Source organism: Mycolicibacterium smegmatis (genome assembly GCF_001457595.1).
Classification (GTDB): domain Bacteria; phylum Actinomycetota; class Actinomycetes; order Mycobacteriales; family Mycobacteriaceae; genus Mycobacterium; species Mycobacterium smegmatis.
This window is the reverse complement of sequence record NZ_LN831039.1, coordinates 6,482,871-6,498,893: the sequence shown is the minus strand read 5'-3', so window position 1 is coordinate 6,498,893 and position 16,023 is coordinate 6,482,871. Positions and strand designations below refer to the sequence as shown.

Sequence of the window (16,023 nt, the reverse complement as noted above, 5' to 3'; positions counted from 1 at the left end):
GTCCGGCAGGTCAGCCGCGTGCGGGCGGGCCACGCGTCTACGCCGCGCAACCCGTGGGCATTACGCTTGCGGCTGTGGAACCGGTGTACGGGACTGTCATCCAACTGGCCCGCCTGGCCTGGCGGTTGCAAGGGCTCAAGTTCACGGTGACCGGGGTGGAGAACCTGCCCGTCACCGGCGGCGCGGTGGTGGCGATCAACCACACCAGCTACTTCGACTTCACCTTCGCCGGGCTGCCGGCCTATTTGCAGAAGCGGGGCCGCAAGGTGCGCTTCATGGCGAAGAAGGAAGTCTTCGACAACAAGATCACCGGTCCGATCATGCGCAGCCTGCGCCACATCGAGGTGGACCGCCACAGCGGCGCGGCCTCGTTCGAGCAGGCCTGCGAGTACCTCAAGGCCGGCGAACTCGTCGGCGTGTACCCCGAGGCGACGATCAGCCGCAGCTTCGAGATCAAGGAGCTGAAGTCCGGCGCCGCGCGCATGGCGATCGAGGCGGACGTGCCGATCATCCCGCACATCGTGTGGGGCGCCCAGCGCATCTGGACCAAGGGACGTCCGAAGAACCTGTACCGGCCCAAGGTGCCGATCTTCATCGCCGTCGGCGAGCCCATCGCACCGACGCTGCCCGCGCCGGAACTGACCGCGTTGCTGCACTCGCGCATGCAGCACCTGCTGGAGCAGGTGCAGGACTCCTACGGTCCGCATCCGGCGGGTGAGTTCTGGGTGCCGCACCGGCTGGGCGGCGGCGCACCGTCGCTGGCCGAGGCGAACCTGATGGACGCCGAGGAGGCGGCCGAGAAGGCCGCGCGGCGCGCGAAGCAGAGCGGCTCAGGACCTGCCGAACCCTCCGGGGCGCCGGGGTAGCAGCGTATGGAACCGGTTTTCCGCAGTTTGGAGATCGCGGCGCGGCTTGCGGTCCGGGCCACCGGATCCCGGATCACCTTCAGCGGCCTGGAGAATCTGCCGGCGACCGGCGGTGCGGTGGTTGCGATCAACCACACCAGCTACGTCGACTTCCTGCCCGCGGGTCTCGCCGCGACCGAACGTGGCCGCCGCATGCGGTTCATGATCAAGGCCGAGATGGAACAGGTGGCCGTGATCCGCTACCTGATCAGACACACCGGCACCATCCCGGTGGACCGCAGCGCGGGCGCGGGGGCCTACGCCGCCGCGGTCGAGGCGCTGCGGGCCGGTGAACTCGTCGGGGTGTACCCCGAGGCGACGATCAGCCGCAGTTTCGAGCTCAAGGAGTTCAAGACCGGCGCCGTGCGGATGGCGCTGGAGGCCGGGGTTCCGATCATCCCGCTGATCGTGTGGGGTGCGCAGCGCATCTGGACCAAGGACCACCCGAGGGCGATCGGGCGCAAAAAGATCCCGATCAACGTCTGCGTCGGGCCGCCCATCGAGGCTTCGGGATCTCCCGACGAACTCGGCGCGGCCCTGCGCGCGGCCATGTCGGACATGCTCGAGAGCGCACAGCGCGACTATCCCGCCCCGCCCGGGGCCTTTTGGGTGCCGCGCCGCCTCGGCGGCGGGGCGCCCACACCCGAAGAGGCCAAACGCCGCGACGAGGCGGAACTGGCCGAACGGGCCCGCAAACGTGCCGAACGGAAAGCGAAGACCAACCGGTGACCTCTGACAAAACGCCGGGGCTCATCGCCACCGACGTCGACGGCACGCTGCTCGACGAAGACGAGCGGGTCACGCCGCGTACCCGCGCCGCGGTCCGGGCGGCCGTCGCCGCGGGTGCGACGTTCGTGCTCGCGACGGGGCGCCCGCCGCGGTGGATCCAGCCCGTGGTGGACGGGCTTGGCCTGGCACCCATGGCGGTCTGTGCCAACGGGGCGGTGATCTACGACCCCGCCACCGACCGGATCGTCTCGGCGCGCACGCTGTCGCCGGAGATGCTCGCCGAACTCGCCGACATCGCGACGCACGTGATCCCCGGTGCGGGCCTGGCCGTCGAACGCGTGGGCCGCTCGGCCCATGACGCCGCCACACCTCAGTTCGTCAGCTCGCCCGGTTACGAGCACGCGTGGCTCAACCCGGACAACACCGAGGTGTCGGTCGAGGATCTGCTGAGCGCGCCCGCGGTGAAGCTGTTGATCCGCAAGGCGGGGGCGCAGAGTGCCGACATGGCCGCCGAACTGGTCAAGCACATCGGCGCGCAGGGCGACATCACCTACTCGACCAACAACGGCCTCATCGAGATCGTGCCGTCGGGCATCAGCAAGGCCACGGGCGTCGCCGAACTCGCGGGCCCGCTCGGGCTCACCGACGCCGACATCGTCGCGTTCGGCGACATGCCCAACGACGTCCCGATGCTCAGCTGGGCCGGCCGCGGCGTGGCGATGGGCAACGCGCATCCCGAGGCCAAGGCCGCTGCCGACGAGGTCACCACCACCAACGCCGAGGACGGTGTGGCGACCGTGCTCGAACGCTGGTGGGGCTGAGGCTTTTCGGGCTTTTCGGGCTTTCGGGATTTTCGGCTCAGGCGATCGGCGTGAAGCGCTCGAGCTGCACGGGCTGATCGTCGGGGGCCGCGGGTGGGAGTTCCTGTGGCACACCGTCGATGACGCGGACCACGGTGTGCTTCTCACGGTCGAAGTTCAGCGTGCCGTGCTGGAAGTTCTGCTTGATCCACAGCGGCTCGTGGATCTCACCGCTGGTCGGCAGGCCCAGCGCACCGCGCTCGAAACCCAGTCGGCCCCAGGCCTCGTAGATCGCGCCGGTGAGCGGCTGCGCCCCGGTGACGGGGGACCAGTAGATCGCACCGCGCTCGAAGGTCGCGTAGCGGGCCTCGCCCTCGGCCGCGGCCTCGGGTGAGGTCGGGTTGCCGAGCGGACCCGCGGGCCCGCCGACGGACTCCCACCGCGCGAATATCGCGCCGCCGCGCATCTGCTCGGCGAGTTCCTCGGGTCCGGGTGGCTGGTTGAACCGGGCGGCGATGTCGCGCAGGCGGCCCATCTCGGCGTATGCCGCGTTGCCCGGGCAGTCGGTGTTGCCGACGTCGCGGTGCGTGAAGATCGCGGGCAGCGTCGGGGTGGCGCCGCGCGGGAAGTGGGTGAACGACCCGCCTTCCGATGCGAGCACCACGGTGCCGTGCGGATCGATGCGGTCCAGGCCCAGGCGCCAGCCCAGCAGTCTTCCGGTGGTGCGCAACTGGATCGGGGTCGGGGGCACCGCGTCGAAGTTCCCCATCATCGCCACACCCCAGGTGTCGCGGTTGAAGCCGCCGGTGTGGGCGCCCTCCACGGGCCGGTCCATGCCGCCTGCCCGGCCCTCGAAGACCTGCCCGTACTTGTCGACCAGCGCGTTGTAGGCGATGTCGCACCAGCCCAGAGTTCTCGTGTGGTACTCGTAGATCGACCGCACGATGCCCGCCGAATCCTCGGGCGCGTAGTCGTTGCTGCCCGCCGTGTGGTGCACGATGCCGGCCCGGATCCCCGCGTCGTACACGGCCGGGCACCGCATCGATTCGTCGGCGCCCCACTGCGCGCGGCCGATGATGTGCGGCGGAACGCCGGGGGCCGTGACGGCCGTGGGCAGCGGGCCGATGTCGGCGGGCGCCTGCGGCGGGCTGATCAGCACCGCGGTGACGTTCTGGCCCAGCGGTTGTTGCACGGTTGCGGGCCGGTAGCCCAGATCGGGCTTGTTCTTGTCGTCCTTGTTCTTGGGGGCCGGGGCGGTCGGCGCGGCGTTCTCGGGCCGGGTGATCGCGATCTGCACGGTGTTGGTGCGTCCGACGAACACCGGATCGGTGCCGCGCGGGCCCGGGGTGTCGGCGCCGACGCCGTCGAGGGCCTCGGCCTCGTACCACGGCCCCCACGACCCGTCTGCCTTCTTGGCGCGGATGCGCGCCGAGGTGCCGTCGAGGTCCTGTGCGGTCAGCGCGACCAGGGAGAACGGCTCGTCCTGGTGGATCTCCCGGATGGTCTCGCCGCCACCGAGGTCGTCGAGGGGCTGCTGCGTGAGCGACGGGGCGTCGGCTGCGGGGTTGTGATGTTCGTCGCCGGTCCCGCTGAGCGCCCACGGGACGACGATCAGGGTCGCCGCGATCGCGGTGAACAGGATCGACGGCGCGGGACGACGTGACTGCACGGACTGATGTTACGTATGCGTCTGTTGTTACTAATGATGCGACACGCATCACGATCGCCCGCGAATCTGGACGCAACCGCAACGACACCGCAGAGCGCGAGGCTTCTGCGGTGCCGTTTCGGGTGACGCTTGTTGACTCGCCTGGATCAGGCAGGCGGCGGCACGGGTGCCGGTGCGGCGGCCGGGGCCGCCTGCGCACCGGACTGGATGGCCTGGGTGATGGCCGGGAGCACCATGCCCTTGAGCAGGTCGATCGCCTGGCCCGCGCCCAGCTGATCGGCCGCGGCGGACAGATCACCGAACAGGCCGCCGCCTCCCGTGCTCGCGGCAGGCATGGTCGCGAGCGACGGATCACCCAGGATCGGATAGGTCCCCAGGCTCGGATCCAGGCCGACCGGCGCCGAGATCGGCACCTCACCGGGTGCGGGCAGGCCCGCGGCGTTGGAGATCGGCGTCAGGGACGGATCCAGGCCGGGGGTGGTCAGACCGGTCGAGGGCGTGGCCAGGCCGGGAGTGGTGAGCGACGGCGTGGTCAGCGCGGGGTTGGTCAGACCCGGATCCGTGAGCGACGGCGTGGTGCCCAGCGACGCGTCCGGCGTGGTCAGGCCCGGGCTGGTCAGGCTCGGCGTCGTGAGACCCGGCGAGGTCAGGCCGTCGGGGCTGGTCAGCGCCGGATTGGTCAGGGCCGGGTTGGTCAGACCGGGGTCGGTCAGCGACGGCGTCGTCAAGCCCGGCGTCAAACCTGGGGTCAAGCCCGGGGAGGTCAAACCAGGGGAGGCCAGACCGGGGGAGGTCAGTGTCGGGGAGGCCAGCGACGGCGTCGCGGCGCCACCGGTCAGCGAGGGCATGGGCGGCAGGTTGATGCCGAACTGGGACAGGCCCTGCGAAAGCGCGGACATCAGCTCGCCGGGGAGGTCGGTGACCAGCGCGGCCTGGGTGAACTCGCGGTGTTGAGGTGCGGGGGAATGCTGAGTTACGGCAATCAGGGCGACTGGACTTGCGACGGCCACTGCGGCGACTGCGCTCATGGCTGTCGAGAGCTTGCGTCGACGGCGGTTCGGCACGGAAGTCTCCTCAATACATGGACTGCATATCAACTGCTCGGAGTGCTCCGAACAACTTCGTCAGCGGCTACGGACGGATCGTGCGAAGCCCATGAGCGCCAACGTCATCGATGGTACGGGTGTGACTAGTGTGTCTAGAGTGACGTGATTGAATCGTGAGCGAATTGCGACCTGGACCTGCTGTCGCATTCGAGGGGCGGGAGGGTGGTCGGATACCCTGGCTGCCGATGACGTCCATATCGCACCCGGTCGCTCCGTCCCAGTCCACCGGTAATTTCGACCTATTCGTCGTCGGATCCGGCTTCTTCGGTCTGACGATCGCCGAGCGTGCGGCGACGCAGTTGGGTAAACGGGTCCTTGTCATAGAGCGCCGCCCGCACATCGGCGGCAACGCCTACTCGGAGCCCGAACCGGAGACCGGCATCGAGGTCCACAAGTACGGCGCGCACCTGTTCCACACGTCCAACAAGCGCGTGTGGGACTACGTGCGCCAGTTCACCGACTTCACCGGTTACCAGCACCGCGTCTTCGCCATGCACAACGGGCAGGCCTACCAGTTCCCCATGGGCCTCGGCCTGGTGAGCCAGTTCTTCGGGCGCTACTTCTCCCCGGACGAGGCCAGGGCGCTGATCGCCGAGCAGGCCAGCGAGATCGACACCAAGGACGCCAAGAACTTCGAGGAGAAGGCCATCAGCCTGGTCGGCAGGCCCCTCTACGAGGCGTTCATCAAGCACTACACGGCCAAGCAGTGGCAGACCGACCCCAAGGACCTGCCCGCGTCCAACATCACCCGGCTGCCGGTGCGCTACACGTTCGACAACCGCTACTTCAACGACACCTACGAGGGGCTGCCCGTCGAGGGCTACACCAAGTGGCTCGAGAACATGGCCGCCGACGAGCGCATCGAGGTGCGCCTGGACACCGACTGGTTCGACGTGCGTGACGACCTGCGCGCGGCCAACCCGGACGCGCCCGTGGTCTACACGGGCCCGCTGGACCGCTACTTCGACTACGCCGAGGGCCGCCTTGGTTGGCGCACACTCGATTTCGAGCTCGAGGTGCTCGAGACGGGCGACTTCCAGGGCACGCCGGTGATGAACTACAACGACCTCGACGTGCCGTACACGCGCATCCACGAGTTCCGGCACTTCCACCCCGAGCGCACATATCCCACCGACAAGACCGTGATCATGCGCGAGTACTCGCGGTTCGCCGACAACGACGACGAGCCGTACTACCCGATCAACACCGAGGCCGACCGTGCCGTGCTGGCGGCCTACCGCGCCCGGGCCAAAGCCGAAACTGCCTCGGCAAAGGTGCTTTTCGGCGGCCGGCTGGGCACCTACCAATACCTCGACATGCACATGGCGATCGCCAGCGCGCTCAGCATGTTCGACAACGTACTGGCGCCGCACCTGTCCGAGGGCGCGTCGCTGGTCACCGAAGACGAAAGCAGCAAAGCATGAGTGACATCCCTTCCGGCGCACTCGAAGCCGACGAGTCCAGGGCGGTCAGTCTGCTCTCCCGGGTGATCCTGCCGCGACCGGGTGAGCCCCTCGACGTGCGCAAGCTCTACATCGAGGAGTCGACCACCAACTCGCGGCGCGCCCACGCGCCCACGCGCACGTCATTGGAGATCGGCCCCGAGTCCGAGGTGTCGTTCGCGACGTACTTCAACGCGTTCCCGGCCAGCTACTGGCGGCGGTGGTCGACGCTCGACACCGTGGTGCTGCGCGTCGAACTCACCGGCACCGCGCGCGTCGACGTGTACCGCTCGAAGGCCACCGGCGCGCGCATCACCGTCGGCGGCGCCCCGGTCGCCGGTGAAGGTGACGGCCCCGCCGCCGTCGAGTTCGAGATCGACCTCACCCCGTTCGAGGACGGTGGCTGGATCTGGTTCGACATCACCACCAACACCGCGGTGCGCGTGCACAGCGCGGGCTGGTACGCACCGGTGCCCGCACCGGGCCGGGCCAACGTCGCGGTCGGCATCCCCACGTTCAACCGGCCCGCCGACTGCGTCAACGCGCTCGCCGCGCTCACCTCCGATCCGTTGGTCGACGAGGTGATCTCCGCGGTCATCGTGAGCGACCAGGGCACCAGCAAGGCCAAGGACCATCCCGGATTCGCCGACGCCGCAGCGCGTCTCGGTGACCGCCTGTCGATCCACAACCAGCCGAACCTCGGTGGTTCGGGCGGGTACAGCCGTGTGATGTACGAGGCGCTCAAGAACACCGACTGTGAACAGATCCTGTTCATGGACGACGACATCCGCATCGAGCCCGATTCGATCCTGCGGGCCCTCGCGATGAACCGGTTCGCCAAGTCGCCCATCCTGGTCGGCGGCCAGATGCTCAACCTGCAGGAGCCGTCGCACCTGCACGTCATGGGCGAGGTCGTGGACCGCGCCAACTTCATGTGGACCGCCGCGCCGAATGCCGAGTACGACCACGACTTCGCGAAGTTCAAGCTCAGCGACGCCGAGGAACCGCGCACCAAGCTGCTGCACCGCCGCGTCGACGTCGACTTCAACGGCTGGTGGATGTGCATGATCCCGCGGCAGATCGCCGAGGAACTCGGCCAGCCGCTGCCGCTGTTCATCAAGTGGGACGACGCCGAATACGGTTTGCGCGCAGGCGAACACGGTTACGGCACCGTGACCCTGCCCGGCGCGGCGATCTGGCACATGGCCTGGAGCGACAAGGACGACGCCATCGACTGGCAGGCGTACTTCCACCTGCGCAACCGCCTCGTGGTCGCCGCGCTGCACTGGGACGGCCCGGTCAGCGGGCTGATCGCGAGCCATCTCAAGGCCACCATCAAACACCTCCTGTGCCTTGAATATTCGACCGTCGCCATCCAGAACAAGGCGATGGAGGACTTCCTGGCCGGCCCGGAGAACCTGTTCTCGATCCTGGAGTCGGCCATGCCCGACGTGCGCAAGCTGCGTTCGCAGTACCCCGACGCGGTGGTGCTGCCGGGTGCCACGTCGTTGCCGCCTGCATCGGACATGCGGCGCAAGAAGATCGCGATCCCGGTGTCCAAGCCGGCCATCGCGGTGAACCTCGCGCGCGGTGTCGTGCACCAGTTGCGCAGCCACGACCCCGAGACGCACGTGCGCCCGCAGATCAACGTCGCGACGCAGGACGCCAGGTGGTTCTCGCTGTGCCGCGTCGACGGTGTCACCGTGACCACCGCCGACGGCCGCGGCGTGGTGTACCGCCAGCGTGACCGCGCGAAGATGTTCGCGCTGCTGCGCGCCTCGCTGCGGCAGCAGGCCAGGCTGGCGCGCAAGTTCGACCGCATGCGCAAGGTCTACCGCGACGCGCTGCCCATGCTGACCAGCACGCAGAAGTGGGAGTCGGTCCTGCTCACCGAGACACCGGAGAAAGTCGGACGATGAGCGACGCCCCGCGCGGCGAGGACGCCGTGTTGGTTGCCGTGCAAGCGGCTCTTGCCGGCAGGCCCGGTGTGCTGACCGGCGCCCGTGCCCTCTCGCACTTCGGTGAACACAGCGCGGGCTGGGTGGCGCTGGCCGCCGCGGGCGCGCTGGCCCAGCCTGCCAAGCGCCGGTCCTGGCTCGCCGTCGGTGCCGGGGCGTTTCTGGCGCACGCGGCCGCCGTCGTGATCAAGCGCGTGGTGCGCCGCGAGCGGCCCAGCCATCCCGACATCGCCGTCAACGTCGGAACGCCCAGCCGGCTGAGCTTCCCGTCCGCGCATGCCACCTCGACCACGGCTGCGGCCGTGCTGCTGGCGCAGACCACGGGTGTGCCGGCACCCGCGCTCCTGGTGCCGCCGATGGCGCTGTCGCGTCTGGTGCTCGGCGTGCACTATCCCACCGACGTGGTCACGGGCGTGGTCGTCGGAGCGCTCGTGGGCAAAGCCGTCGGGAAGGCGGCCGGTAGGATTTCGAATTCTGTCGGTGCCGAAGGAGACAGATGAGCGTCGGTGAGCGGGTCGTAACGGAGCAGAAGAACCATGGATGCCACCCACATGAGTGAGGAAGCGCAGCCGACGGCAGGCCCGCCGAAGAATCTGGTCTCCGGGCTGATCAAGGCCGTGCGCCCGCGCCAGTGGATCAAGAACCTGCTGGTGCTGGCGGCCCCGCTGGCCGCCGTGGGCAGCGGCATCGAATACGACTACGCCGACGTCGCGGCCAAGGTCTCCGTTGCGTTCGTGGTGTTCTGCCTCGCGGCGTCGTCGATCTATCTCATCAACGACGCGCGCGACGTCGAGGCCGACCGTGCGCACCCCACCAAGCGGTTCCGGCCCATCGCGGCCGGTGTGGTGCCCGAGTGGATGGCCTACTCGCTGGCCGGCCTGCTCGCTGTCGCGTCGCTGGTGATCTCGTGGTGGCTCACCGCCAACCTGGCCATCGTGATGGCGGTGTACATCGCCGTGCAGTTGGCTTACTGCTTCGGCCTCAAACACCAGGCCGTGCTCGACATCTGCATCGTGTCGTCGGGCTTCTTGATCCGCGCGATCGCAGGCGGTGTCGCCGCCGACATCCCGCTGTCGCAGTGGTTCCTGCTCGTGATGGCGTTCGGTTCGCTGTTCATGGCGGCCGGAAAGCGCTACGCCGAATTGCAATTGGCCGAGCGCACGGGCGCCAAGATCCGCAAGTCGCTGGAGAGTTACACCAGCAGCTACCTGCGTTTCGTGTGGACGCTTTCGGCCACCGCGATGGTGGTCTGTTACGGGCTGTGGGCGTTCAGCCGCGACCGGGCCAACGACCTGATGACCCTCGACGCGCAGGACGCGTCGTGGTACGCGGTCACGATGATCCCCTTCACCATCGCCATCCTCCGTTACGCAGTGGACATCGACGGGGGCATCGCCGGTGAACCCGAGGAGATCGCGCTGAAAGACCGAGTGCTGCAGATTCTGTTCCTGGCGTGGATCGGGACCATCGGTGCGGCCATCTATTTCAGCTGAACGGCCGGTCGCGCGCCGGTTCAGCGGTGGTATCGGTGAACGGCTGGGACGAGGGGCGTCCTTCCCGTACGACATCTCGGTGCGCATCAGCCTGTGGCTGAGCGTGCTCGTGGTCGCGGGCCTGTTCGGCTGGGGCGCGTGGCAGCGCCGGTGGATCGCCGACGACGGTCTGATCGTGCTGCGGACCGTGCGGAACCTGTTGGCGGGCAACGGCCCGGTGTTCAACGCCGGTGAGCGTGTCGAGGCCAACACCTCGACGCTGTGGACGTACCTGGTGACCCTCGGCGCCTGGATCGGCGGTTCGGTCCGGCTGGAGTACGTGGTGCTGGCATTCGCGCTCGCGCTCAGCGTCGCCGGTGTGGTGCTGGTCATGTTCGGCGCCGGACGGCTGTACGCGCCCAGCCTGCAGGGCAGGCGTGCGCTGCTGCTGCCCGCGGGGGCGCTGGTCTACATCGCGATCCCGCCTGCCCGCGACTTCGCCACCTCGGGGCTCGAAAACGGTTTGGTGCTGGCCTATCTGGGCCTGCTGTGGTGGATGATGGTGTGCTGGTCGCAGGCGTTGCGCGCCTACCCGGCCGACGGCGGAGCACCCCAGGACGCCCCCGACAACGTCCCGGGACGGTTCTTCGAGGGGGCGCTGGCGTTCGTCGCGGGACTTTCCGTGCTGGTGCGCCCGGAACTCGCGCTCATCGGCGGCGGCGCGCTGGTGATGATGCTCATCGCGGCGCGGGGGTGGCGGCGGCGCGTGCTGATCGTCGTTGCCGGCGGTCTGCTTCCGGTGGCCTACCAGATCTTCCGGATGGGCTACTACGCGCTGATCGTGCCGGGCACCGCGGTCGCCAAGGACGCGACCGGATCGAAGTGGTCGCAGGGCCTGACGTACCTGGCCAACTTCAACCAGCCCTATCTGCTGTGGGTGCCCGCGGTGCTGCTGGTGCTGCTCGGCCTCGTGCTGGTGGCCACCCGCAGCCGTCCGTGGTGGCTGCACCGTCAGGTGCCGCGCGGGTACGGCTGGGTGCGCCGGACCGTCCAGAGTCCGCCCGCCGTGGTCGCTTTCATGGTTCTCAGCGGTTTGATCCAGGGCATCTACTGGGTGCGCCAGGGCGGCGACTTCATGCACGGCCGCGTGCTTCTGGCGCCGATCTTCTGCGTGCTGGCGCCGGTCGCGGTGATCCCGCTTGTGCTGCCCGACGGCACCCGGTTCACCCGTGAGACGGGCTACCTGCTGGCGGCCGCGACGAGCGTGCTGTGGGTCGCGGTCGTGGGATGGTCTGTGTGGGCGGCGAATTCGCCGGGCATGGGTGCCGACGCGACACGGGTGACCTACACCGGCATCGTCGACGAGCGTCGCTTCTACTCGCAGGCCACCGGGCACGCGCATCCGCTGACGGCCGCGGACTATCTCGACTATCCCCGCATGCGCGCGGTGCTGACCGCGTTGGAGAACACCCCGGACGGTGCGCTGCTGCTGCCGTCGGGCAACTACGACGTGTGGGATGTGGTGCCCGCGATCCCGCCGCCGCCGGACATGACGCCCGAGCAGCGCAAGGCCTACAAAGCGCCCCACACAGTGTTTTTCACGAACATGGGCATGCTGGGCATGAACGTCGGACTCGACGTGCGGGTGATCGACCAGATCGGTCTGACCAACCCGCTGGCGCAGCACACCCAGCGCCTGACCGACGGCCGCATCGGACACGACAAGAACCTGTTCCCGGACTGGGCGGTGGCCGAGGGCCCGTTCCTCAAGGAGCATCCCTTCGTCCCGGCGTACCTGGATGAGGACTGGATCGCGCAGGCGCAGGTCGCGCTGACCTGCCCGGCCACCGACGCGGTGCTGAACTCGGTGCGCGGCGAACTGACCCCGCGGCGGTTCCTGTCGAACATCGTGCACTCCTACGAGTTCACCAAGTACCGCATCGACCGCGTGCCGCTGTACGAACTGCGGCGCTGCGGGCTGGAGCCACCCGAACCGAAGAACCCGCCCTACACCGGCATGCCGGCAACGGGACCGTAGTTAGCTGAGGCGCGGGCGTCCCCGGTATTCGATCCGGGACGGTAACGCTTCGCCTGGCGCGGTCGATAGAAGGTCGACACCCGCGGTGTGAGCCGCGGTTCTCGCGACGGCCCCTGCGCCACCGACATAGGAACGGACGGTGAATGGCACCCATGGTGAGCACGCGCGCGGTGCGCGTATCCGGTCTGCGCCTGCTGGTGGCGACAGTCATTTCTGTGATGTTCACCACATTTGCTGTGGCAAGCTTGGAAATTCCACGCGCGAATGCCTTCTCGCGTGAGGGCCTGCCGGTCGAGTACCTCGACGTGTACTCGCCGTCGATGGGCCGCAATCTGCGCGTGCAGTTCCAGGGTCCCGGCGAGACGGTCGACGACATGCGGCCCAGCCGCGCGGTGTACCTGCTCGACGGCCTTCGCGCACAGGACGATTACAGCGGCTGGGACATCAACACCCCGGCGTTCGAGTGGTTCTACAACTCGGGCATCTCGGTGGTGATGCCCGTCGGCGGGCAGTCGAGCTTCTACAGCGACTGGTACTCGCCGTCGAGTTTCAACAATCAGACCTACACCTATAAGTGGGAGACGTTCCTCACCCGGGAACTGCCGGCCTGGCTCGCCGCCAACCGCAACGTGTCGACCACCGGCAACGGCGTGGTCGGGCTGTCGATGTCGGGCAGCGCGGCGCTGATCCTGTCGGCCTTCCACCCAGGTCAGTTCCGGTATGCGGCCTCTTTGTCGGGCTTCCTCAACCCCTCGTCGCTGTTGATGCAGCAGGCCATCCGCGTCGCGATGCTCGACGCCGGGGGTTACAACGTCGACAACATGTGGGGTCCGCCATGGGACGGGGCGTGGAAGCGCAACGATCCCATCAGGCAGGTGGACCGGATCGTGGCCAACGGGACCCGGTTGTGGATCTACTGCGCACCGGGCGGCGCCACGCCGCTCGACGACGGCGCCGACCCCAACCTCGCGATGAGCGCCAACAGCCTGGAGACGCTGGCCATCAAGAGCAACAAGGACTTTCAGGAGGCCTACGTCCGGGCCGGAGGCCGCAACGCGACCTTCACGTTCCCGCCCGCGGGCAACCACGCCTGGCCGTACTGGGGCGCTCAGCTGAGCGCGCTGAAACCTGACCTGATCGCTTCGCTGAACGGCTGAGGAGCGACCAGTCAGACAACTGCTGAAAAGTAGGACCACACCGATATGTGGTTGACTACACGGGATCGCGAGCCGAGTACTTCGGGGTGAGTCGGCCCGTGGAGTTCTGAAGAAGAGAGATCAGATAGGGAGCGGAATGAAGTTCGTTGGGAGAATGCGCGGCGCAGCGGCAGGTCTGTCGCGCCGGCTGACGGTTGCGGTCGCAGCTGCGGCCGTGCTGCCTGGCCTGGTAGGCGTCGTCGGCGGCTCGGCGACCGCTGGAGCCTGGTCTCGACCCGGCCTGCCGGTCGAATATCTCGAAGTCCCGTCCGCAGCGATGGGACGTGACATCCGGGTCGAGTTCCAGAGTGGGGGGCCGGGCGCACCCGCGCTGTACCTGCTCGACGGTATGCGTGCCCGCGAGGACCAGAACGGCTGGGACATCGAGCTGCCCACGTTCGAGTGGTTCCTCAACTCGGGCATCTCCGTCGTGATGCCCGTCGGTGGCCAGTCCAGCTTCTACAGCGACTGGTACAAGCCGGCCTGCGGTAGCAAGGACGGCGGCTGCAAGACCTACAAGTGGGAGACCTTCCTCACCCAGGAGCTCCCCGCCTGGCTCGCGGCCAACCGCGACGTCAAGCCGACCGGCAGCGCCGTGGTCGGTCTGTCGATGGCCGGTTCGTCGGCCCTGATGCTGGCCGCGCGCCACCCGCAGCAGTTCATCTACGCGGCATCGCTTTCGGGCACGTTGAACCCGTCCGAGGGCTGGTGGCCCATGCTGATCGGCATCTCGATGGGTGACGCGGGCGGCTACAAGGCCGACGACATGTGGGGTTCGACCAACGATCCGAACAACGCGTGGAAGGCCAACGACCCGACGGAGAACGTCGCGACGATCGCCAACAACGGCACCCGCATCTGGGTGTACTGCGGTAACGGCAAGCCGGGCGAGCTGGGCGGCACCGATCTGCCCGCGAAGTTCCTCGAGGGCTTCGTGTGCCGCACGAACTCGACCTTCCAGGAGAAGTACATCGAGGCCGGTGGCAAGAACGGCGTGTTCAACTTCCCGCAGAGCGGTACGCACAACTGGGCGTACTGGGGCCAGCAGCTGCAGGCGATGAAGCCTGACCTGCAGCGCGTGCTGGGTGCGACCCCGACCGCCTGATCGAGTTGAGCTGACGGCGGCGATCCTCTCGGATCGCCGCCGTCAGGCATTTCCGGGACGGTTTCGGGGACCGGCGACATCGGCGATGTGGTTCACTACAACGCGAGTTCGGTGAGTGGGGGCACATTCCGGCGGTCCGGCAGGAAGGTCTAGAGGATGAGACGTGGGTTGAGTCTGGTTCGGGCGCTGATGCTGACCGTGGTGCTCGCCGCGGGCCTGTGGACGGTCTCGGCAACCTCGGGTGCGCCGGCGCGGGCCGACGGCGTTGAGTACCTGATGGTGCCGTCGGCGGCCATGGGCCGTGACATCCCCGTCGCGTTCCAGGCAGGCGGGCCGCACGCGGTGTTCCTGCTCGACGCGTTCAACGCCGCCCCCGACGTCAGCAACTGGGTCAACGCGGGCAGCGCGATGAGCACGCTCGCGGGCCGCGGCATCTCGGTGGCCGCGCCGGCAGGCGGTGCGTGGAGCCTCTACACCAACTGGGAGCAGGACGGCAGCAAGCAGTGGGAGACGTTCCTCACCGCCGAGCTGCCGGGCTGGCTGGCCGCGAACAAGGGCCTGGCGCCGGACGGCCACGCCGTCGTAGGTGCCGCGCAGGGCGGTACGGCCGCGGTGACGCTGGCCGCGTTCCACCCGGGCATGTTCCGGTTCGCCGGGTCGCTGTCGGGTTTCCTGACGCCGTCGGCGACCACGCTCAACGGCGCGATCACCGCGGGGCTCGCGCGGTTCGGCAACGTCGACGCCAACCGCATGTGGGGTCCCCCACAGTTCGGTCGCTGGAAGTGGCACGACCCCGCTGTGCACGTGCAGTTGCTGGCCGACTCCAACACCCGGTTGTGGGTCTACAGCCCCGGCACCCTGACGTGCAGCGATCCGGCCGCGATGATCGGCTACTGCGATCAGGCGCAGGGCAGCAACCGTCAGTTCTATTCGGACTACCGACGCGTGGGCGGCAGCAACGGTCACTTCGACTTCCCGGCCTCGGGGCAGCACGACTGGGGCAGCTGGGCGCCTCAGCTGGCCTACATGTCCGGTGAGCTGGTCGCCACCATCAAGTAGCACACCGCGTCGAGACGGCGAAACAGCTGGACTGGAGCACTTTTCAGCAGCCGGTACGGTGGAAGCGTGCAGCACACGGTTCGGTCGAGGACGCAGGTCGTCGCGCTATCGCTCGCGATGGCCGCTGCGCCGTTGCTGACCGCATGTGACGCCGGTGGGGACATGATCGCGCCCCTGGCCGTGCCGCCTTCGCAAATCACCGACACCAGGGCGCAGTCGGGTGATCTGCCGCCCGAGTCGGCGATGACCGCGCCCGGGCGCACCGGGTCGTTGACGCTCACCGGCCAGCAGCAGGGTTATCTCGATGCGCTCCGTTCCTCGGGCGTGACGCCGTCGAGTGATCTGCTGGCCCTGTCCATCGGGTCGTATGTGTGCCAGGCCCGGGCTGCCAAGCAGAATGACCAGGCGGTGTGGGATTTCGTACTGCCGCTGGTGCGCAGCGATGTGCGTGCCAGGCACTCGGGCGCGACGGTTGCGCCCGGGGAGGTCGACTCGGCGACCTCCGACTACATCCGCATCGCAACCGAACGACTCTGCTAGCAGG

The 16,023-nt window shown here is 68.3% G+C and carries 14 protein-coding genes; 12 read left to right on the top strand and 2 right to left on the bottom strand.

Annotation, left to right across the window (positions count from 1 at the left end; translation table 11 throughout):
- The first annotated feature begins 74 nt into the window (after positions 1-74).
- Genes AT701_RS31400 through AT701_RS31390 form a run of 3 tightly spaced genes read left to right on the top strand, consistent with a single transcriptional unit; the run spans position 75 to position 2,455 of the window.
- The gene (locus AT701_RS31400; protein ID WP_058127236.1) at positions 75-866 is read left to right on the top strand and encodes a lysophospholipid acyltransferase family protein; all 792 of its coding nucleotides are present in this window, start codon (positions 75-77) and stop codon (positions 864-866) included.
- Positions 867-872: 6 nt separating this feature from the next.
- A complete protein-coding gene (locus AT701_RS31395; protein WP_058127235.1) occupies positions 873-1,634 on the top strand; it encodes a lysophospholipid acyltransferase family protein in 762 nt (253 codons plus the stop codon).
- The gene (locus AT701_RS31390; RefSeq protein WP_003897816.1) at positions 1,631-2,455 is read left to right on the top strand and encodes a Cof-type HAD-IIB family hydrolase; all 825 of its coding nucleotides are present in this window, start codon (positions 1,631-1,633) and stop codon (positions 2,453-2,455) included. Before AT701_RS31395 ends, AT701_RS31390 begins: the two co-directional genes overlap by 4 nt.
- A gap of 37 nt (positions 2,456-2,492) precedes the next feature.
- Here AT701_RS31390 and AT701_RS31385 read toward each other — a convergent pair whose 3' ends face one another.
- Both AT701_RS31385 and AT701_RS31380 read right to left on the bottom strand, forming a co-directional pair.
- Positions 2,493-4,103 carry an N-acetylmuramoyl-L-alanine amidase gene (locus AT701_RS31385; protein WP_003897815.1) on the bottom strand — a complete coding sequence of 537 codons (1,611 nt, stop codon included), beginning with the start codon at positions 4,101-4,103 and terminating at the stop codon, positions 2,493-2,495.
- 146 nt (positions 4,104-4,249) lie between these two features.
- A complete protein-coding gene (locus tag AT701_RS31380; RefSeq protein ID WP_058127234.1) occupies positions 4,250-5,167 on the bottom strand; it encodes a hypothetical protein in 918 nt (305 codons plus the stop codon).
- A gap of 227 nt (positions 5,168-5,394) precedes the next feature.
- Between AT701_RS31380 and glf the strand changes: the two genes are divergently transcribed.
- From glf to AT701_RS31330, 9 genes are all read left to right on the top strand, one after another.
- Positions 5,395-6,633 carry a UDP-galactopyranose mutase gene (gene glf / locus AT701_RS31375; protein ID WP_003897813.1) on the top strand — a complete coding sequence of 413 codons (1,239 nt, stop codon included), beginning with the start codon at positions 5,395-5,397 and terminating at the stop codon, positions 6,631-6,633.
- Entirely contained in the window at positions 6,630-8,570 is a 1,941-nt protein-coding gene (locus AT701_RS31370; protein WP_011731265.1) for a glycosyltransferase, read from the top strand. Before glf ends, AT701_RS31370 begins: the two co-directional genes overlap by 4 nt.
- Positions 8,567-9,109 carry a phosphatase PAP2 family protein gene (locus AT701_RS31365; protein ID WP_003897811.1) on the top strand — a complete coding sequence of 181 codons (543 nt, stop codon included), beginning with the start codon at positions 8,567-8,569 and terminating at the stop codon, positions 9,107-9,109. The genes AT701_RS31370 and AT701_RS31365 overlap by 4 nt, the downstream gene beginning before the upstream one ends.
- A gap of 51 nt (positions 9,110-9,160) precedes the next feature.
- Positions 9,161-10,102: a decaprenyl-phosphate phosphoribosyltransferase gene (locus tag AT701_RS31360; protein ID WP_003897810.1), complete on the top strand. Its 942-nt coding sequence runs from the start codon at positions 9,161-9,163 to the stop codon at positions 10,100-10,102.
- Positions 10,080-12,119: a terminal beta-(1->2)-arabinofuranosyltransferase gene (gene aftB, locus AT701_RS31355; protein ID WP_029104339.1), complete on the top strand. Its 2,040-nt coding sequence runs from the start codon at positions 10,080-10,082 to the stop codon at positions 12,117-12,119. Before AT701_RS31360 ends, aftB begins: the two co-directional genes overlap by 23 nt.
- Positions 12,120-12,262: 143 nt before the next feature.
- On the top strand, positions 12,263-13,276 hold the full coding sequence (locus AT701_RS31350) for an alpha/beta hydrolase (protein ID WP_003897808.1): 1,014 nt from the start codon (positions 12,263-12,265) through the stop codon (positions 13,274-13,276).
- Between the two features lie 136 nt (positions 13,277-13,412).
- A complete protein-coding gene (locus AT701_RS31345) occupies positions 13,413-14,420 on the top strand; it encodes an esterase family protein (RefSeq protein ID WP_011731262.1) in 1,008 nt (335 codons plus the stop codon).
- 156 nt (positions 14,421-14,576) lie between these two features.
- On the top strand, positions 14,577-15,479 hold the full coding sequence (locus AT701_RS31335) for an alpha/beta hydrolase-fold protein (protein ID WP_011731260.1): 903 nt from the start codon (positions 14,577-14,579) through the stop codon (positions 15,477-15,479).
- 66 nt (positions 15,480-15,545) lie between these two features.
- A complete protein-coding gene (locus tag AT701_RS31330) occupies positions 15,546-16,019 on the top strand; it encodes a DUF732 domain-containing protein (RefSeq protein WP_058127233.1) in 474 nt (157 codons plus the stop codon).
- The last annotated feature ends 4 nt before the right edge of the window (positions 16,020-16,023 follow it).

Excerpts from the sequence above, each read along its gene's own strand:
- AT701_RS31395 (WP_058127235.1), top strand. The coding sequence starts at position 873 with ATGGAACCGGTTTTCCGCAGTTTGGAGATCGCGGCGCGGCTTGCGGTC.
- AT701_RS31360 (WP_003897810.1), top strand. The coding sequence starts at position 9,161 with ATGAGTGAGGAAGCGCAGCCGACGGCAGGCCCGCCGAAGAATCTGGTC.
- AT701_RS31370 (WP_011731265.1), top strand. The coding sequence starts at position 6,630 with ATGAGTGACATCCCTTCCGGCGCACTCGAAGCCGACGAGTCCAGGGCG.
- AT701_RS31365 (WP_003897811.1), top strand. The coding sequence starts at position 8,567 with ATGAGCGACGCCCCGCGCGGCGAGGACGCCGTGTTGGTTGCCGTGCAA.
- glf (WP_003897813.1), top strand. The coding sequence starts at position 5,395 with ATGACGTCCATATCGCACCCGGTCGCTCCGTCCCAGTCCACCGGTAAT.
- AT701_RS31350 (WP_003897808.1), top strand. The coding sequence starts at position 12,263 with ATGGCACCCATGGTGAGCACGCGCGCGGTGCGCGTATCCGGTCTGCGC.
- AT701_RS31335 (WP_011731260.1), top strand. The coding sequence starts at position 14,577 with ATGAGACGTGGGTTGAGTCTGGTTCGGGCGCTGATGCTGACCGTGGTG.
- AT701_RS31345 (WP_011731262.1), top strand. The coding sequence starts at position 13,413 with ATGAAGTTCGTTGGGAGAATGCGCGGCGCAGCGGCAGGTCTGTCGCGC.